We start from the raw sequence: 19512 nt of genomic DNA, 5'->3' as shown, positions 1-19512 counted from the left end.
AGATGGAAGAAGAATTTGCCTTATTTAATGCGTGGGTGGATCGCCGATTAGGGATTCCATTAGCCGCATACAAAGAAAATCAAATGCAGCGCCGCATCCTTACGATCATGGAAAACAGCGGGGCAAAAACGTTGAGGGAATACCAGCAGTTGATCGAAGGAGATGAAGGGGTGCGGGCGGCTTTTTTAGCCCATATCACCATTAACGTAACGGAATTTTATCGCAACAAAGAACTGTTTGACGCCTTTGAACGCGTCTTGAAAACCATTGTTCTCCCGAAAACCACGCTGCCAAAAATTTGGAGTGCCGCATGTTCGATTGGGGCAGAACCCTATACGATCGCCATGCTGCTAGAAAAAAACCAAATTGCCGCAGCCAATGTCTTGGCCACTGATATCGATACGCAAATTTTGGCAAAAGCCAAGCAAGGACTCTATCGAGACCACGAATTGCGGAATGTCTCAGCGGCAGAACGTACCCGTTTTTTTGATGCAAAAGAAAAGAACCAGTTTCAGATCAAACCAGAAATCAAACGGCGAGTTCATTTTAAGCAACACGATCTTTTGAAAGACCCGTACAATGGGCCTTTTGATGTGATCGTTTGCCGCAATGTGACGATTTATTTCAAAAGTGATGCTCGGGATGCCGTCTATCAAAAATTCAGCGATGCATTGGTGCCAGGGGGCATTTTGTTTACGGGAGCGACAGAAACGATCAATTTTGCGGAACAATTCGGTCTCAAGAAAATCGATTCGTTTATCTATCAAAAAGTATAATTTTGTAAAGGAGGGACCCATTTGGATGACAATAGTGTCTATCGTACCCTTTTCTTTGAAGAAACAGACGATCATTTAGCGCAGTTGAATGATCATGTCTTGCAATTGGAAAACGATCCAAAAGATAGCGCCTTGCTGAATGATATTTTCCGTTCTGCCCATACCCTTAAAGGGATGGCGGCAACGATGGGCTATGACGTCATGACGCAGCTGACCCATAAAATGGAAAATATTTTTGAGTTATTTAAAACAGGGACCTTGCAAGTGACCCAGCAATCGATCTCATTGATTTTCAAATGTCTAGATCGTCTGTCAGAACTTGTGGAGGATCTGCGGGAAGAACGTGACCTGCAGCCAGCTCAAATTGCCGATTTATTGGCCGAACTTGACCAAACAGAACATTCTGGCGGCCTACCAACCGAGACAGAAGCAAGTCAAAAACCCACCGCAGTGGGCGCATTAACCCCACAGCTTCAACAGATCGACCCTTCTGATCTGTATGTGATCGAGCAAGCGGCTGGAGATGGCTATCAAGCGGTCCAAATTGCTGTTCGCTTAGATGCCCAATCCATGTTAAAAGGCGCTCGTGCCTTCTTGATCATGGAAAAGCTGGGCCAAGCAGGGGATGTTCTCTATACAGAACCAGATGCCCAAACACTCGAAGAAGGCACCTTTGAATCAGATTTTTCACTGCTGTATTTGACGCAGCAAACACTGGCTGATGTCGAGCAAAACATCGCCAGCAATAGTGAGATCGAAGCCTTCGTGGTGGCACCTTTTGATCCATCAGCCGCTGTGTTGGAGGAGGCAGAAGAGTTACTTCAACCAGCGCCGACCCAAGAGTCAGAGACTCCTGCCCTTCAGCAAGCGACAACAGAAACGAAAGAAAAATCGTCGGCGCCAGCGCATCATGCGTCCGCCCAAAACCAATCGATCCGAGTCGACTTGAATCGCTTAGATTCATTCTTGGATCTCGTGTCCGAATTGGTGGTCTATCGCAATCAATTAGAAGATGTCAGTGAGCGGGAAAACATCGAAGCAGTCAAAGACCCCTTAGAGCAAGTTTCACGATTGACCTCTGAGCTGCAAGATTTGGTCTTGCGGATCCGCATGCAGCAAGTCAATGTCGTCTTTAGTCGCTTTCCGCGAATGGTTCGGGACTTATCCAATGAACTGCAAAAGGAGATGGAACTTGTCATTTTTGGGGAAGAAACGGAATTGGATAAAACAGTGGTTTCTGAGTTGAGTGAACCTCTGGTCCATCTATTGCGTAATTCTGTCGATCACGGCATCGAAGCACCCGATGTTCGGGAAAAACTGGGCAAACCGCGCAAGGGCACGATTCGCTTGGCGGCCTACCAAGAAGGCAATCGCGTGATCATTACTTTAGAGGATGATGGCAAAGGCCTTGATCCGCAAGTAATCAAAGCAAGTGCTGAAAAGAAAGGCTTAGCAACGGAAGGTCTTTCCGATGAAGCGTTGCAGCAGCTGATTTTTCATCCTGGTTTTTCAACGGCGCAAGAAGTGACCAACATTTCAGGGCGCGGTGTCGGGATGGATGCCGTGCAATCGAAGATCACCCAACTAGGGGGCACGATCGAAATGAAGAGTCAGCCAAATAAAGGCACGCAGTTTGTGATCAAATTGCCATTGACTCTGTCGATCATTCAAGCGTTGATGGTTCGCGTCGGAGCAGAAACCTTTGCGATCCCATTAAATCTCGTCGAACGCGTGGTGATGGTCAAAGAAGAAGAGATCATCCAGACGGTCTCGGATGAGGTCTATCGTTTTCAAGAGGAGTTGATTCCCTTGGTTCGGACCGATCAACTCTTAGCGATCGAAGGCGATCCATCTGAGAAAAAATTCGCCATCATCGTCAACAATGACCAGCAATTTCACGGCATTTTGGCAGATGAGCTGATCGGCCAGCAAGAAATCGTCATCAAGAAAATCGATCCATTGCTGCAAAAGCTGAATCGCTATCAAGGGGCAACGATTATGGGCAACGGCTCGATCGCATTGATCCTAGACATTCATGCCATCTGTCAGGAAAAAAAGGATGAACGCCTATGAGTTATACAGCGCTGCAAATCGATGGCCTAAAAGAACTGATCAATATCGGCGGTGGTCACGCTGCGACGAGTTTATCAAAGCTCGTCCAACAACCGATCGATATGCGGGTACCGGAAGTCGAGATTCTAGCGTATGAGGACCTGTATCAGCAGATCATGGCGGAAGACAAAGAAGTTCATGTGGTGATGAGCCAGATCGAAGGGGCGTTTCGAGGGATCTTCTTGTTTGTCTTAACGGATGAATCCGCCGCAAAATTGCGTCAGTTGATGATCCAAGAAAGCGATCCGTCTGAAGAATTGAAACAATCGGTCATCAACGAGTTGACTAACATTCTTACCAATTCTTTTTTGATCGCGATCGGCCAACTATTGGAAACTCAGCTGAGTGCGTCTTTACCAAGCGCCAGCTATGATTTCTTTGGCGCAGCGATCAGCTCCATCTATTTGGCGATGGCCCAGTATGATGAGCAGGTGATGGTGATCCGTAATGAGTTCGTCTACGCCAAAGAAACATTAGAGGCATCGTTATTTTTGATTCCAGAAATCGGTGTACTAGAAAACATATTTGATTCATTAGGAATTTGAAAGGGGCAAATACAATGTCAAAAAAAGTATTGATTGTGGATGATGCGGTATTTATGCGCATGAAATTAAAGGATATTTTAGAAAAAAACGGCTATGAAGTCGTGGGGGAAGCCCAAAATGGCCAAGAGGCTTTTGAAAAATACCAAGCAACGACACCAGACTTAGTGACTATGGATATCACGATGCCAGAAGTGGATGGCTTAGAGGCATTAAAAATGATCCGCACGTTTGATGCGCAGGCCAAAGTCGTAATGTGCAGTGCCATGGGACAACAAGGAATGGTGATGGATGCGATTCGCGCCGGTGCGGTGGACTTTATCGTGAAGCCCTTTGACACGGACCGCGTAATCACTGCCATCGACAAAGCCTTTGCCTAATGCCTAGGAGGATAGCGACATGCAGATGATTCTTTTCAAAATGGCTCAGCAGTACTATTTGATCTCGGCGGACTCGGTGGACGAGGTCATTGATGCCCCTTCTTTTACGAAGGTGCCCTTAGCACCAGAGTGGGTGGAAGGGTTGATCAATCTGCGGGGGTCTGTCGTAACGGTGATTCGTTTGGCAAAATTGATTCCCATCATGGAACCAGCCTACGAAAAAAACATATTGATCATGAAGAAGCAAGAGGAGACCAAAGGGGTCCTCGTAGAAGAAGTAATTGAAGTTCTTGATATCACCGAAGACGATATCCAACTAAGCAATCAAGAGACAGAACATGCCGTTGGGGTCGTGACGATCGGTGAAAAAGTAGCCAGTGTGATTCAAATCGATCACATGATTTTTTAAAAAAATGGGGGATTAGTGTGGATCAGGTATTGACGCAGCAAGAGATTGATTTATTGTTGAATGCGATGAGCAGCGGAGAGATCGATCAAGAAATTATTGAGATAGAAGACAAACAAGCCAAAGTGAAAGCCTACGATTTTCGCCGACCAACAAAGCTGTCGAAAGAATACGTCAATACCCTGCACATGATCTTCGAGGATTTCTCGAAGATGAGCAGCAGCATGCTTTCTACCCAACTGCGGACCAATGTTTCTTTGCAGTTGGCAGCTATCGAACAAGTCAGTTATGACGAATTTATCCATTCGATACCAAAATTTACTTTGTTGGGGCTCTTTCATTCGCAGCCTTTGAGCGGGATCCAAATGATCGAGATGAACCCACAACTGTGTATGATGTTGGTGGAGTTGTTGTGCGGCGGATTGGATGTTTATCAAAACAAGCCGATCGAAATGGATTTTAGCGAGAAAAAAAGTTTTACTGATATTGAAACAGCGATCTTGGAAGAAGTAGTAGCACAATTTGTACGGGTCTACCAAAATGTTTGGAAGGACATCGTTGCCTTGGATTCGGTTTTGGATGGAATCGATACGAATCCGCAATTGATGCAAAACATGTCGCCCAACGAACCCGTCGTGTTAGTGACCTTTACTATCAAAATTTTTGAAGTGAAACATTTTATCAATCTATGTATCCCCTATGTCTTCTTTGAAGGGATCATTGATAAATTAAGTTTCCGCAATTGGTTTGATAGCAATCAGCCAGTCAACCAAGACGATAGCCGCGAGTTGCAAAAAAGTTTGAATGGGGTCGGATTGAATCTAGAAGTTCTGCTGGGCCATGCTCAAATGAGTCTTTCTGAGTTTCTCCACTTAGAAGAAGGCGATGTCATCAAACTAGACAAAAAAATTACTGAACCATTAGAGACCTTCATCGATGGAAAACCTTACTTCCGAGCAAAACCTGGGAAGCAAGAGGACCATTTAGCCATTGAATTATTAGACAAGTTAGAAGAGGAGCAAGAACTATGAGTGAACGTTTATCCCAAGCAGAAATCGATGCATTGTTGAATCAAAGTGCCCCAACCCAGCCGCAAGGATTAGAAGAGCAAGTCAAAGTCGACATTATCGGCGAAGTTGGCAATATCTCCATGTCGCAAGCGGCGACGACGTTGTCTTCCATTCTTGATCGTCGGGTCAGCATCACGACTCCCCGGGTGTCTAAAATCAAATTTGGTGAGATCTTAAACGACCTCGTTGCACCAAAAGTAGCAACGACAGTTGAATTTAAAGAAGGCCTTTTAGGCAGTAATTTGATGCTGTTAGAAGTCAAAGATGCCATCGTGATCGCTGATTTGATGATGGGGGGAACCGGTGAAACCAGCAACACCCAATTCACGGAATTAGAGCTAAGTGCTGTGGCAGAAGCCATGAACCAAATGATTGGGACTGCCTCGACTTCGATGGCGACGATGATCAGCCGTAAAGTGGATATCTTACCGCCGATCGTCAAACTATGGGAGACACCAGAAAACATTGAGTATAGCGGGATCGAGGCAGAGGAAGAGATTTATTGTATCTCATTTTCTTTGCGCGTCGAAGGTCTGATCGAAAGCAAAATCATGCAGATCTTTACGGATCCGGTGGTTAACGATATCGCCAGTGCGATGCTGTCCGATGAAGCGACTGTCGTTACTCGAGAAACACCAACACCGCAGCCAACGGCACCCGTTGCTGCGCCTACCCCTGAACCGGCGGCTACATCAAAACCCGTTGAAGTCAGCAAACCGGCGTTTCAAACATTGGCCTCTAGCGGGGTGAGCGATGGGGATAATTTGGACTTGATTCTTGATGTGCCACTGGATCTAAGTGTCGTGTTAGGCCGCAGCAAAAAAACCATTAAGGACATTTTATCTTTCAATACAGGGTCCGTCATCGAACTGGAAAAACTGACGGATGAACCGCTAGAGATTTTGTTGAACGGCAAACTGATCGCCACTGGGGAAGTCGTGGTCATCAATGAAAACTTCGGCGTACGGATCACCAACATTCTTTCGCAAAAACAACGCATCCACAATTTGCATTAATTTGAAGAAATCGCAAAAAGTTAAACATATGGGTTTAACTTTTTTGTGATTTGACCGATAGTAGAGGGTAGAAGAATGAGAACGGAGGAGAACCTATGAAAATCGAAAGAGGTTACGCAGAATACAGCGACAAGGCCATCAAACGTGAAGCGGTCAAACAAGAAAAGCCAACTGCTGCTCAGACAGAAAAAACCGTCGATGTTCAATTGTCCGAAACAGCTCAAGCCATTCAAAAGAGTGCCAATCAAACAGCCAGTCGCAGTGAACGAGTGGCAGAATTGAAACGAGCGATCAAAGAAGGCACCTACCAAGTATCTGCCGAAACGATCGCCGATAAAATGCTGCAACAAGATGAAAAGCAGGTCGACTAGATGACAGAACGGGAATTTGAGCGTCAGCTACAGCAGTTCTTGCGGTTGCTGCAAAAAGAAAAGACCTGCTTGATCAAAAATCAAGCAGAAAAATTACCAGAACTCGTCGAGAAAAAAACCGCCTTCGTACCCGTTTTTTCCACGTATGAAGGAACTCTTTCAGGGGCGATCAAAGAACTCATCCGCCAGATCCAAGTGCAGCAAGCCGAGAATCTCCTGCTGACGGAACAAGCCATTAGTTTCCAAACCGTTTTGATGGATGCAGTCAAAGAAAATATCAAGACACCGGCAAATACGTATTCGAAATACCAAGAAAAACAAGCTGTCTCAACAGCGATCATCGATCAAAAAATGTAAGGAGTACTTCTATGACAGGACTATTTGGTTCATTAGGCACCGCAACCCGGGGCATGACCGCCAATCAAGCAGCGTTGCAAACCAGCAGCCATAACATTGCAAATACCAATACAGACGGCTACTCAAGACAACGAGTCAACTTGCAAGCCGAAGCGTCTTATCATTTAGCGGGTGTCGGCAGCATCGGTATGGGTGTGAAAGTCGGCAGTGTCGAACGGATCGTCGATGATTTTGTCATTGGACAAGTACGCAATGCCAATTCTACCTATACATATTATGAACAAAAAGCAGACATATTAGGACAGCTGGAAAGTTTAATGAATGAGCCTTCTGACAACGGACTGTCCAAACAGCTGGCAACGATGTTTGATTCTTGGACCGCATTAGCCAACAATCCTGAACTGGATACGTCTAAGACCCTTGTGCTGGAAAACAGCAGTACATTTGCCGATACCATCAACCAAATGGGCAAACAAATGACGCAGCTGCAAAGCGACACGCTGGATACCATCGAAAAATCCGCGCTGGACTTCAATGAGAAGGTCAAGCAGCTGCAATCCTTGAATGAACAGATCTATGGGTTGACGACGAGTGGTGAGACACCCAATGATCTTTTAGATCGTCGAGACAGTCTGTTGAAAGATCTCTCGGGTCTAGCAGGGATCGAAACCAAGACCGATCAGTATGGTCGTGGGTTTGTATCCATGAGCGGACAGACGATCTTAAGTGCGGAGGAACGCAATACCCTTAGTGTGGTGGTGGGACAAAGCGAGACAGGCGCCTTGGTTTCCAAAGACGGCAACGCCTTGAATCCTGCCGAAACCATCACAGGGTCTTATCCAGCTGGAACCGTCTTGTTGACGAAAACCACCGACAATGGCGACACCGCCTATACAGAATTGCCGATCAAAGAAGGGGCGATCGGTGGCCTGCAAGCATCATCTAGTGAAATCGGCAGCCGCTTGACGGAATTGAACAACTTTACGACGACGATCGCGCAAGCCATGAACATGGTCTTTACCGGCGGCGCTTCTCGTACAAGCGGACTATTTGAGATCGGCCAAGATGATACCGGCACAGCGACGACGATTCGGGTCAGCCAAGCACTGTTAGATAACCCAAGTCTGGTGACCGGCGGAACGAGCAATGCAGCAGGAGATGGTTCAAGAGCTGCTGCAATGGCCAAACTCAGCAGTGCCAAATTGGATTTCCCGTTGTCAGAAAAGACGATCGCTTCTTTTGATTCTGAGACATTGACGTTTGCTAATGCAGCATCCGGCATGAGTGTCAGCAGTTATTTTAACAGCATCGTCACCAAAAACGGGATCTCAAAACAGCAAGCCGACAATACGGTCAGTGCCCAATTGTCGCTGCTGAATCAACTAGAATACAAAAATCAATCGGTGTCCGGTGTTTCATTAAATGAAGAAATGTCAGATGTGATTCGTTTCCAACAAGGATTTCAGGCCAATGCCCGCATATTATCGGTCGTTTCTGAAATGTTAGACACATTGATCAATCGAACAGGAGTGTAGAACATGCGTATTTCCAATTCAATCACCTACAATGATTTTTTACGAAATCTAGGAACCAACGCCTCCAAAGTCCAATCCACGTTGAATCAGCTATCGAGCTTGAAAGAAGTCAGCAAGTCCTCGGATAATCCACTGCTGGTTTCAAAAATCATGGATCTCAATGTGTCGTTAAATCAAAACAAAACCTACAATAATACGATCAAAGACAGTATTTCTTGGACAAAAGCCCAAGATTCTGCTTTAGAAAGCGTCAGTACCTCGATGCTGCGGATTCGCTCATTGGTTCAATCTTCTGCCAATGCGACAGCCGGCAGTGAGGAATTAGGCGCAAATCGTTCAGAGATCGAGCAAGAGATCGCAGGTATCGTTGAATCATTAAATACCAACTTTGATGGCCGCTATTTATTTAGCGGAACGAATACGACGACGGCGCCTTTTGAGATCGTCAAAGAAAATGACGCCATCGTCGGTATCAAATACAATGGCACCAGTGAAGACTTGCCCCGAGAAATCGCAAACGGGGTCTCGGTGGATCTGTTAGCCAGCGGTGATCGACTGATGAACGAGACGGGCACCGCTACGGATCCCCAAAATTTAAGCACCTACTTCAATGATTTATTGTCTGCGTTGCGCAGTGATGATAAAGATGCCTTAGGGGGCGAGCTTTTAACTGCTCATGACCAGCATGCCACCAATGTAGTGAATGTACGGGCGCAGATCGGCACCCTCTACAATCGCTTGGAGGCGGCAGCTGATCGAAATGAGACGGAAAAGCTGAACTTGACCGAAACACTGTCCAACAAACAAGACGTCGATATTGCGGAAAAGTATATGGAATATCAAAATCAAATGACTGCCTACCGCTCAACATTAGCAATGGGAACAAAGATCATGCAGATGTCCATTCTAGATTATTTAAATTAACCCAAAAAACTTTTGTTCTTTGCTGGGAGCAAAAGTTTTTTATTTTTTTTAGAAAAAAGGCTTAACCCTGAACGGTTTCTTCCGATAAATAGTAGCAGAGGGAAACCTTAGCGAATAAAAATTAGGAGGAACTACACATGAGAATCAATACAAACGTTTCAGCATTGAATACTTACTCACGCCTAACGGCAGCAAATGCTTCTAAAAGCAATTCTTTGTCTAAATTATCTTCAGGCTTACGCATCAACAAAGCTGGGGACGACGCAGCTGGCTTAGCAATTTCTGAAAAAATGAAAGGCCAAATCGGCGGTTTGTCACAAGCAAAAAGCAATGCACAAGATGGTATCTCATTGATCCAAACAGCAGAAGGTGCATTAAATGAAACCCACAGCATCTTAGGCCGTATGCGTGACCTTGCGGTTCAAAGTTCAAACGGTACGTTAAGTGATGACGACCGCAGTGCGATCAACAAAGAATACACTGCATTGTCTGATGAAATCGACCGTATCAGCAATACCACTGAATTCAATACAAAAAGCTTGTTAACTGGTGAAGGCGATGATGCGAAATCATTCACTTTCCAAATCGGTGCCAACGCAAACCAAACAATGGGCGTTTCAATCAACAACATGAGCTCATCTGCCTTGAAAGTAAAAGGCTTAGATTTAACACAAGCCATTGACACAAGCGATGCCAAAGCTGTTGCTGCAGCAAAAGATAAAGCAGTAGCGACTGCCTTCAAAGCAGATGCTACAACAAAATATGCAGCGGACGGCACAGTTGATGCGGCAGCTGGTAAAACAGTTGCTGAATTACAAACAGCCATCGACACAGCTGCGGATGATACAGCAAAAGCAACAGCTCAAAAAACATACGATGATGCTTTAGCAACATTTACCGCTTCTGATGAAGGCAAAGCAGCAGCGGCAACTGTCAGCGTTGAAAACAACCCAATCACGAAAATCGATGAAGCGATCAAAGCAGTTTCTGCACAACGTGCGGATCTTGGTGCGGCGCAAAACCGTCTAGAACACACAATCAACAACTTAGGTACAACACAAGAAAACCTATCTGAAGCAAACTCACGTATCCGTGACGTTGATATGGCCCAAGAAATGATGAGCTTTACGAAGAGCAACATCCTTTCTCAAGCAGCAACTTCAATGTTGGCACAAGCAAACTCAATGCCTAACAGCGTATTGAGCTTGTTACAAGGATAATTTTTGATCAAGTGAACCACTGACACAAGGACTGCCTAGGGGAAGCGCAGTTCTTGTGTTTTACATAGCAGCACAAAAACGCTTAGAAATGAGGAAGCTCTGATGGATATTCAGCCAATGTCAGGAATACACCCGATCGAAGCCGTTGCGTCGGTCGCTAAAGCACGTCCGATCGAATCCCTAGATCCAGAGACCGCCAACCTTCAGCCGCAACACCAAGAGGGGAAAATGGCGGAGAAAAAGGAACGGACAGTGGTCACTGAACCGCCGATCCACTATTTTTCAGTAGCCGATCAGCACAAGATCGCAGCCTCCGTGGAGGAAGTGAATCAGCGACTACTTGGCAAAGATATGAAATTGGCTTATGAAGTACATGAGCGCACAGGGCGTACGATGGTGCGTTTAGTGGATATGCAGACCAACGAAGTGATCAAAGAGATCCCACCAGCCAACATGCTAGATGTGATTGGAAAAATATGGGATGACATGGGCATTGCGGTCGATCGAAAGGGATGAAACTATGGCAAGTGTAACCAGCAGTTCAGGAATCAGTACAACGCTAGGGAGTTATTCTGGCGTGACTTCAGAAGATATTGAAAAATTATTGGCGGCAGATGCGATCAATAAGACCCGTGCTGAGAATAAAATCACGTCGCTTAAAGCACAAAAAACGGCATGGAGTGATATCAGCACTCGCTTGACTAACTTTTTGTCAAAAGTCGATGCGTTACAAAAAGATGATGCTTATCAAACAAAAAAAGCGACGACCACCAATAGTAGTATCGCTTCAATTGCAGGAACAACGGAAGCCCCAGAAGGCACCTATGATCTAAAAGTCAACCAACTAGCAACAGCCACGAAGGTGACGGGGAGTCAAGTAGCTCAAAGCAGCAAAACGGCCCTAAATGTCAGTGGTCAGCTGTCATTGACCAGTTCGGAAGTCGATGAAGATGGCAAACCGATCACCGCTTCGATCGAGATCACTGCCGAAGACAGCTTAAAAGATGTGGCAGCTAAGATCAATGGCCAAAGCAAGACGACCTTCGTTGCAGCGAGCATCGTGGATAACCGTTTGATTTTAACGAATACGAAAATGGGCGACAAAAACTTCTTGATCGACGGCAATGCCGCCGAAGGATTAGGGATCGGTTCAACTGCGGCTACGACGCAAGGCCAACCGGCTATTTTTGAACTAGACGGCATGGAGATCACCCGCGACAGCAATAGTGTGACGGATGTTATCGATGGTGTCACTCTGACGTTAGCGAAAAAAAGCGAGGAGCATGTGACGCTTTCTTTAGCCAATGATACTTCGAAAGTCGTTGATGCAGTACAAGGATTAGTGGATCAATACAATAGCTTGATGAGTTTTATCGGCGATAATTTGACCGTGGGAGATCCTAGTAGTGAAAACAACAAGACGGGGACCTTGGTGGGAGACAGTGCGTTGACCCGTCTACAGACTCAATTGCGAAATTTGATCACCATTCCAGCCGTCAGCGGCTCAAAGCTGACTGCTAATAAGCTAGGCATCTCCACCGTCGATAATGATGGTACATTGGGACTGGATACGACCAAGTTAAAAGAAGCCCTAGCGGAAGATCCCGCTGCTGTGAAGTCCTTCTTTTATGCAAGTACGAAAACCAAAGAAGCCGATGGCACTGCGAGTACGAAAGAGACCGGCTATACATTAGCGCTAAAAGAATTAGCCAACAGCTATGTCGTCAATACTTCAGCCAATAAAGGGATCATTGCCACCAAATCTGCGACCTATGACAGTACCATCAAGGATTTAAACAAACAGATTACACGGTTTGATGATATTTTAGCAATGAAAAAAGAGCGTTACATCACAATGTTTACCAAATTAGACTCCGTGATGATGGAGGCTGAAAATCAGCTGAGTTACCTAAGCAATCAGTTTGCCAATACGTCAAACTAGGCAGGATAGCCGATTAAAGCAGTCATTTTTTCATTCGCATAAGAAACCCTCGTCAACAAGAAAGGAAACAACCTATGGAGCCACACGTATCATTAGATGAACGTTTGAATCAGATTTTAACTGGGTTTGCAAAATGGCGCGGCGACAGCGAAGAAGCCGGTCGTTTGATGGCAGCCAATGCAGCGGTCATAGCAGCCATGCAAGCAGAAGAACAGAGCCATAGTCCACAAACCAGTGCATTGGCGCAACAAGTGATCCAAGCGTATCAAGCGTTCCTAGACCAGGTCAAAGCCCAGCAGCAAGAGATCAAACAAGAATTGGGGCGTTTGAACCGCAAAAACAATCTTGTCAAAACGTATTTGCAGCAAGAAGACAGTGCCGCCTTCGTCGAATTTGATTTATAGTGAGGAAAAAAAGATGAATTATCAAAAAATGCAAAACAACTACCTGCAGAACCAAGTAATGAGTGCCTCCCCCAACAAACTGATTGAAATGCTGTTGCAAGCAGCCATCAAAAACATCAAATTAGCAGTGATCGCATTGGAAAAAGAAGAGTTGAGCCAAGCCCATCAGCAATTTGTCAAGGCGCAGAATATTTTATTGGAATTACGGGTCTCTTTAGACCGTGAGCAAGGCGGCGCTATTGCTGAAGATCTCGATCAGCTGTATGGCTATATGTACGATCAGCTAGTCAGTGCCAATGTCCAAAAAGAGGCAGCCCCTGCAGAAACGGTCGTCCCGCTTTTAAGCGAACTACTGGAAAGCTGGCAAACGATCACCCAATAAATTTGAGAAAAAGCAAAGAAACGACCACCTAAAACCTAGAAAAGTTTAGTAATTGGTTAAATTTTTACCATGTATCCCTTTTCACTAAGCTTTCTTTTTCCCCTCCTCGTCCCTATCTGGTACTCTTTTTATGAGCGTACCGAAAAGGTGCAAGGAGGTTTTTTTTTGAAACAAAAAATAGTACAAAAGCCGCTTTTCTGGCAAGTGGTGATTCTGATTGCAATGAGTGGTGTTTTTTTATTACCGCAGATCTTAGGCCAAGGCATGATTTTGGGCTCTGATGTGGTCTTTCACTTCAATCGTTTTTATGAGACCAGCCAGCAGATCAAAGAGGGCAATTTTCAATATTTTCTTTCTATCTACGGGTTTCAGCAATCTGCTCGTATCGTCAATGCATTATACGGTCCCTTTTTTGCCTATTTCCAAGGTCTGCTGGTCTTGCTGAGTCCTTCGTGGTTTTCCTACCAACTGCTCGCCAATGGGCTGCTCTATCTGCTAGCAGGGTTTTCGATGTTTGGCTTATTAAAGAAACTACGAGTCAATGGCTGGCTGTCAGTGGGGATGAGCATCCTGTTTATGGCGACCTATTCTGTCCAGTATTGGATTGAGCGGCAGGGCTTTTCTGCTTGGGGAGCAGCCGTGTTACCGCTGTGTCTGATTCCACTGATCGCACTAGGGGAACATAAACGGTTGCGGCCTTTTGCGGTAGGGGTTTCCGTGGCGGTCTTATTTCAAATCCATGTGTTTTCAAGCATCTTGTTAGTGCTCTTATATGTGCCCTTTTTCTTACGCGCCTTTTTTGTTGGAACTTCCGGCGAAGAAAAACGACAATTGGTGCTGCGCTTAGCAGGAGCGATCGGGATCTTCTTACTGTTAACCGCCAATATTTGGTTAGGGATGTTGGATCTCTATACGAGTAACACGTTGATCGCGCCTTTTGTGAATCGCAACATGCAGAACAATACCATTACAGGAACCAGCAGCTATTGGTGGACGACGCCGTACTTGCTGCCAATCTTATGTGCCTTGTTCTTTTGCGGTGCGATTCGTGTATGGCCTCGTCTATCCGGCGGCTTCAAATTAATGACAGCAGCTGCAGCGGTCTTTTTCGTTTTATCATCGAACGCTATTCCTTGGCAATGGCTAGGCAGTCTGGACAATGGTGTGATCAATTTACTACAATTCCCTTTTCGGTTCTTTGTTCCGGCCACGATTTTGATCTTAGTCGGTTTGTGCCTGCTGGTTCCTTATTATCGGGGCAAGCCATTGGCAAATCCGCGTTGGTTCGTCCTCGTTTTAGTGTTGAGTGTTGGTCAAATCCTGATCCAAAACACGGTCAAAATGCAGGACTGGCACTCCGATGAAGCGGCAGTTTCACTGCGAAACCACACCTATCTCTCGGCGGAATCTGAAGCGCAATTGAAGGAAGCCTATTTTAGTAAAGACAAGTCCTTAGCATTAGCGCTGTATCAACGTTCCACCCCAGATTATCTGCCCCTCTATCAAGAGACCAAGAAGAACAAGTACAATTTGTACGGGGAAGAAATCATTGAAAAAAATGATACCGTGGCAAAAACCGTAGAAAACGGGAAACTTACTTTACGTTGGCAAGGTGATCAAGAGGCGTGGAAGGCGTTACCGATCATCAATTACCGCTATACTGAATTGACCCTCAATCAGCAGCCACTAACTGAGAAAGATGTCTCTTTGAGTGCCATTGGTGCCGTTTCTGTCCAACAGCAAGCAGGGGAGAATGTCTTAGTCGTTGACTATGACGCACCTTGGTTTTTCGACGGAGCTTTATGGCTGACGATCATTTCTTGGCTCGCTTTACTCATCGGCTTTATCAGCTGGAAAACAAGACAGCTGTATCGTCGTCGTAAGGTCGTACAAGCTTTATTGAAAGAATCTGAATAAAATGAATCAGAAAAGAACTTCAGCGAGAGGGCTGAAGTTCTTTTTTTGTTGATCAGCAACAGTGTACCTATTTTTTTCCGAGAGAAACAATAATCGTTGCGTGCGCAACAATTATTCCTTATAATAGATAAGACACTTTGAAGAACCAAGAAAGGCAGGAGTGCTCATGGAAGCCATTATCCGCTCAATCAATCATATTGCCCGTCTCGCCACCCTTTATCGGGAAAAAGAACTGAAAAAATTTGGTTTAGGTGGGATGCATCATACCTATATCTTAAACATTTGCCGTCAACCGGGGATCAGTCAAGAAGCCTTAGCCAAGAAGATTTTTGTTAATAAAAGCAATGTTGCCCGTCAACTAGCGATCTTAGAAGAACGAGGATTTGTCACTAGAGCCAGCAGTCCCACCGACAAACGACAATTACTGGTTTATCCAACCGAAAAAGCACTTGTCGTCCAACCAAAGATCCAACAGCTGCTTCAAAGCTGGAATGAACAAGTCGTAGCAGGTTTTTCTGCTGCCCAACAGCAGCAGTTGATCGCCGATCTGGAAATCGTCAAAGAAAATTCCCAACGGCTTTTAGCGAAAGCTAAGGCGATGGAATGAATCTTTTGGCTCAATATTTAAAACCCTATATCGGGCGCATCTCCCTTGGCGTCAGCATCAAATTCTTCGGGTCATTGATGGACTTGCTATTGCCTTGGATTTTGGCGTATATCATTGATTCTGTGATTCCCACGAAGCAAGTATCAGCGATTTTTGCTTGGGGCGGGGCGATGGTGGTCTGCTCCATCATCGCAGTTGTCACCAATATCATCGCCAATCGGATGGCCTCTAGTGTTGCTCGCGATACCACCGGTAGTATTCGCCATGATTTATTTGAAAAAGTTTCCTATCTGTCGATTCCGCAAGTCGAAGAAGTCGGGATTCCTTCCTTGGTGTCTCGCTTGACGACAGACACTTACAACATCCATCAAACGGTAGGGATGATCCAGCGGATGGGGATTCGTGCCCCGATTCTGTTATTAGGGGGAATCATGATCACTGCTACATTAGATCCCGTTTTGACACTGGTCTTAGTAGGCGTCTTGCCCTTCACTTTAGTGGCGGCAGTCACGATCTCAAAACGGGGGATCCCCTTGTTTGCCTCATTGCAAAAGCAAGTGGATGTGTTGGTGCGGACTGTCCGAGAAAATGTAACTGGGGCTCGGGTGATCAAGGCCTTGTCTAAAGCAGATTACGAGAAAAAGCGCTTTGACCACGTCAATCAAGACGTAGTAGCTGCGGAAACCACTGCTAATCGAACCATGGCTGCGACACCACCTCTGATGGACCTATTTTTGAATATCGGGTTGACATTGGTGATCGTCGTCAGTGCCTTTCGCGTCAATCAAGGGTTGACCCAACCAGGGGTCATCATTGCCTTTTTGACCTATTTTACGATCATTTTGAATGCCATGCTCAGTATCACTCGCATCTTTGTAATCGTGTCGAAGGGGCTGGCTTCTGCCGATCGGATCCAATCCGTCTTGCGCCTGCCGCAAAATATGCAAGTCATTGAGGCGCCTGTCAAAGAAGAGTCGGCGCATATCGTTTTTGAAAAAGTTTCCTTCACCTATCCTAATGGCACTCGGGTGCTGAAAGACATCGATTTTTCCTTGCAGCCGGGAGAAACCTTAGGGATCATCGGTGCGACTGGTAGTGGAAAATCAACGATCGTCAAACTACTGCTGCGGCTCTATGACCCAACGAAGGGCATGATTCGCATCGCTGGTCGCGACATTCGCTCCATCGATCCGACGGAGCTGCATCAGTTATTCGGTGTCGTCTTACAAAAAGACGTGCTTTTTGCGGAAACGATCGAAGAAAATATCGCTTTTGGCCGGCGGTTTTCCAAAGAGCAGATCGAAGAAGCGGCGGCTCGCGCCCAAGCCAAGGAGTTTATCAATCAACTACCCAAGCGCTTAGCTCATCCACTGCATGCCAAAGGCAGCAATTTAAGCGGCGGTCAAAAGCAGCGGGTCTTGTTATCGCGGGCATTGGCGGGGGATCCGGAAATTTTGATTTTGGATGATTCTGCCAGTGCGCTGGATTATCGGACCGACGCTCAGTTGCGCAAGGTCCTGAAACAGCAGTTTCAACAGACGACGACGATCTTGATCGCGCAGCGGATCAGTTCGATCCAGCATGCCGACAAAATTTTGGTACTGGAAAATGGTCAAATGAACGGTTTTGGCAGTCACCAAGAATTACTAGCAGATAATGCGATCTACCAAGCCATTTATCAAGGTCAGACAGGAGGTGCCTATGATGCCGAAGAAAAAAACGGAAAAACCGCAGGATAGCAAGAAAACACTCCGCCGTTTGTGGAGCTATCTCTACGAGTACAAAGGACTCCTGTTGGCAGCCGCTATTTTAATGATGGTCAGCAACATCTTCGCCTTGGTGGGACCGTTGCTTTCCGGGTACGCCATTGATGCCATTCAACCGGGTCCCGGCAAGGTCATTTTTGACCGAGTCTTCTTTTATTGTGGGCTGATGCTGCTGTTTTATCTTGCGTCTTCCCTTCTTAGTTATCTGATTTCTCTGATGATGATCCGCTTGAGTCAGCGGGTGGTGGCAGCGATGCGCAAGGCGATTTTTGATAAAATCACCGAACTGCCAGTGGGGTATTTTGACCGGGTCGCCACTGGGGATATCATCAGCCGCATCAGTTATGACGTCGATACCATCAATACGTCATTGGCCAGCGATGCCATTCAAGTCCTCAGCAGTCTTGTGACGATCATTGGTTCGTTTGTGATGATGGTTTTGATTTCGCCGCTGCTGGTGCTGATTTTTGTCGTAACGGTTCCCGCTTCGATCTTTTTGACCCGCTTTTTGATGAGCAAATTTCAACCATTGTTTCGCCGTCGTTCCCGCAAATTAGGTGAGCTGAACGGCTTTGTGGAAGAGATTATTTCTGGTCAGCAAACGATCAAGCTTTACAACCAAGAAGAAGCGATCATCAGCCGTTTTGACGAAAAAAACCAAGAAGCGGTGGATGCCTATTACAATGCCGAGTACTACGGTAGTATGACTGGTCCTTCCATCAACTTTATCAACAATCTGTCGTTGTCCTTGATCAGTATGTTTGGCGCCTTGCTGTTTTTGTTCGGTCATCTGACATTAGGGAATGTTTCTTCCTTTGTTCTTTACTCCAGAAAATTCTCAGGACCAATCAATGAGTTAGCCAACATCTTCAGTGATTTGCAATCGGCATTGGCGGCGGCAGAACGAATCTTCCGTTTGCTGGATGAAGAACCGGAAGTTTCTGATGTTCCTGGAGCCTACGAATACCGCGAGGTGTCTGGTGAGGTCGCCTTTGATCATGTGACCTTCGGCTATCAAGCACAGCAGCCCATCATCAAAGACCTTTCGCTACAAGTACCAGCTGGCAGCTTGGTCGCGATCGTCGGACCGACCGGAGCCGGGAAAACCACCATTGTGAACCTCTTGATGCGGTTTTATGACCCTGACCAAGGAGCGATTCATTTAGACGGAAAAAATATCCGCCAAGCGACACGCCGCAGCTTACGGCAAAGCTATGCAATGGTGCTGCAAGACACCTGGCTGTTCACGGGAACGATTTTTGAAAATTTGGCCTACGGCAAGGCGAATGCGACGATGGCAGAAGTCCAAGCTGCTGCACAAGCCGCCCATATCCATGACTTTATTATGAGCCTGCCAAAAGGCTATGATACTTTGATTTCTGAAGACGGAACCGGTATTTCACAAGGGCAAAAACAACTATTGACGATTGCGCGAGCAATGCTGTTAGATGCCGATCTGCTGATTCTTGATGAAGCCACATCAAATGTCGACACGCAAACGGAGCTGCTGATCCAAGCTGCGATGACCAAATTGATGAAAGGCAAAACCTCCTTTGTGATCGCCCATCGCTTGTCCACGATTCGACATGCCGACACGATCCTCGTGGTGGAACAGGGCAATATCGTAGAGCAAGGGACCCACGAAGAGTTAGTAGCCAAAGAGGGGCGTTATGCCGCACTCTATCAGGCACAATTTGACGCATGATCCATAGCTAGTCCGCATCCGTACAAGGAGTAACCCACTGCTTGCACGGATGTTTTTTGTGTGCCATCGGCTTTCTTGGC

Annotated in this window: 20 protein-coding genes; all 20 read left to right on the top strand. The window is 46.0% G+C overall.

The window, feature by feature from the left end:
- The first annotated feature begins 2 nt into the window (after positions 1-2).
- The gene (locus tag IGI89_RS04330; protein ID WP_034878173.1) at positions 3-776 is read left to right on the top strand and encodes a CheR family methyltransferase; all 774 of its coding nucleotides are present in this window, start codon (positions 3-5) and stop codon (positions 774-776) included.
- A gap of 21 nt (positions 777-797) precedes the next feature.
- Positions 798-2849, top strand: coding sequence for a chemotaxis protein CheW (locus IGI89_RS04325; RefSeq protein WP_438735360.1), 2052 nt, complete (start codon positions 798-800; stop codon positions 2847-2849).
- The gene (locus IGI89_RS04320; RefSeq protein WP_005226634.1) at positions 2846-3433 is read left to right on the top strand and encodes a chemotaxis protein CheC; all 588 of its coding nucleotides are present in this window, start codon (positions 2846-2848) and stop codon (positions 3431-3433) included. Before IGI89_RS04325 ends, IGI89_RS04320 begins: the two co-directional genes overlap by 4 nt.
- Before the next feature lie 14 nt (positions 3434-3447).
- Entirely contained in the window at positions 3448-3810 is a 363-nt protein-coding gene (locus IGI89_RS04315) for a response regulator (RefSeq protein WP_003129084.1), read from the top strand.
- 19 nt (positions 3811-3829) lie between these two features.
- Complete coding sequence (locus tag IGI89_RS04310; RefSeq protein WP_005226635.1) at positions 3830-4219, top strand: chemotaxis protein CheW; 390 nt, start codon at positions 3830-3832, stop codon at positions 4217-4219.
- Between the two features lie 17 nt (positions 4220-4236).
- Positions 4237-5247 carry a flagellar motor switch protein FliM gene (gene fliM, locus IGI89_RS04305; protein WP_008376586.1) on the top strand — a complete coding sequence of 337 codons (1011 nt, stop codon included), beginning with the start codon at positions 4237-4239 and terminating at the stop codon, positions 5245-5247.
- Positions 5244-6302, top strand: coding sequence for a flagellar motor switch phosphatase FliY (fliY, locus tag IGI89_RS04300; RefSeq protein ID WP_008376584.1), 1059 nt, complete (start codon positions 5244-5246; stop codon positions 6300-6302). The genes fliM and fliY overlap by 4 nt, the downstream gene beginning before the upstream one ends.
- Before the next feature lie 95 nt (positions 6303-6397).
- Positions 6398-6673: a flagellar biosynthesis anti-sigma factor FlgM gene (flgM, locus tag IGI89_RS04295; RefSeq protein WP_005232754.1), complete on the top strand. Its 276-nt coding sequence runs from the start codon at positions 6398-6400 to the stop codon at positions 6671-6673.
- The gene (locus IGI89_RS04290) at positions 6674-7030 is read left to right on the top strand and encodes a hypothetical protein (RefSeq protein WP_008376582.1); all 357 of its coding nucleotides are present in this window, start codon (positions 6674-6676) and stop codon (positions 7028-7030) included.
- Between the two features lie 11 nt (positions 7031-7041).
- The gene (gene flgK / locus IGI89_RS04285) at positions 7042-8565 is read left to right on the top strand and encodes a flagellar hook-associated protein FlgK (RefSeq protein WP_008376579.1); all 1524 of its coding nucleotides are present in this window, start codon (positions 7042-7044) and stop codon (positions 8563-8565) included.
- Positions 8566-8568: 3 nt separating this feature from the next.
- Complete coding sequence (gene flgL, locus IGI89_RS04280; RefSeq protein WP_008376577.1) at positions 8569-9489, top strand: flagellar hook-associated protein FlgL; 921 nt, start codon at positions 8569-8571, stop codon at positions 9487-9489.
- 137 nt (positions 9490-9626) lie between these two features.
- Positions 9627-10709 carry a flagellin gene (locus IGI89_RS04275; protein ID WP_008376575.1) on the top strand — a complete coding sequence of 361 codons (1083 nt, stop codon included), beginning with the start codon at positions 9627-9629 and terminating at the stop codon, positions 10707-10709.
- Positions 10710-10811: 102 nt separating this feature from the next.
- Positions 10812-11225: a flagellar protein FlaG gene (locus tag IGI89_RS04270; protein ID WP_016611599.1), complete on the top strand. Its 414-nt coding sequence runs from the start codon at positions 10812-10814 to the stop codon at positions 11223-11225.
- 4 nt (positions 11226-11229) lie between these two features.
- Entirely contained in the window at positions 11230-12651 is a 1422-nt protein-coding gene (gene fliD / locus IGI89_RS04265; protein WP_016611598.1) for a flagellar filament capping protein FliD, read from the top strand.
- A 74-nt stretch (positions 12652-12725) separates the two neighbouring features.
- Positions 12726-13055 carry a hypothetical protein gene (locus tag IGI89_RS04260; protein ID WP_008376569.1) on the top strand — a complete coding sequence of 110 codons (330 nt, stop codon included), beginning with the start codon at positions 12726-12728 and terminating at the stop codon, positions 13053-13055.
- A 13-nt stretch (positions 13056-13068) separates the two neighbouring features.
- Entirely contained in the window at positions 13069-13437 is a 369-nt protein-coding gene (fliS, locus tag IGI89_RS04255; RefSeq protein ID WP_008376567.1) for a flagellar export chaperone FliS, read from the top strand.
- A 165-nt stretch (positions 13438-13602) separates the two neighbouring features.
- Positions 13603-15354 (top strand): hypothetical protein, encoded by a 1752-nt coding sequence (locus IGI89_RS04250; protein ID WP_005232737.1) that lies wholly within the window; start codon positions 13603-13605, stop codon positions 15352-15354.
- A gap of 166 nt (positions 15355-15520) precedes the next feature.
- Positions 15521-15961: a MarR family winged helix-turn-helix transcriptional regulator gene (locus IGI89_RS04245; protein ID WP_438735359.1), complete on the top strand. Its 441-nt coding sequence runs from the start codon at positions 15521-15523 to the stop codon at positions 15959-15961.
- Positions 15958-17700, top strand: a complete 1743-nt coding sequence (locus IGI89_RS04240; RefSeq protein ID WP_194187819.1) for an ABC transporter ATP-binding protein — start codon at positions 15958-15960, stop codon at positions 17698-17700. Before IGI89_RS04245 ends, IGI89_RS04240 begins: the two co-directional genes overlap by 4 nt.
- Positions 17666-19432 carry an ABC transporter ATP-binding protein gene (locus IGI89_RS04235; RefSeq protein ID WP_438735358.1) on the top strand — a complete coding sequence of 589 codons (1767 nt, stop codon included), beginning with the start codon at positions 17666-17668 and terminating at the stop codon, positions 19430-19432. Before IGI89_RS04240 ends, IGI89_RS04235 begins: the two co-directional genes overlap by 35 nt.
- Positions 19433-19512 lie beyond the last annotated feature (80 nt).

Source organism: Enterococcus sp. AZ141 (genome assembly GCF_051714385.1).
In the GTDB taxonomy this organism is placed as follows: domain Bacteria; phylum Bacillota; class Bacilli; order Lactobacillales; family Enterococcaceae; genus Enterococcus_D; species Enterococcus_D entomosocium.
The sequence above is the reverse complement of the archived record's forward strand: the minus strand, read 5'-3'. Positions and strand labels throughout refer to the sequence as shown.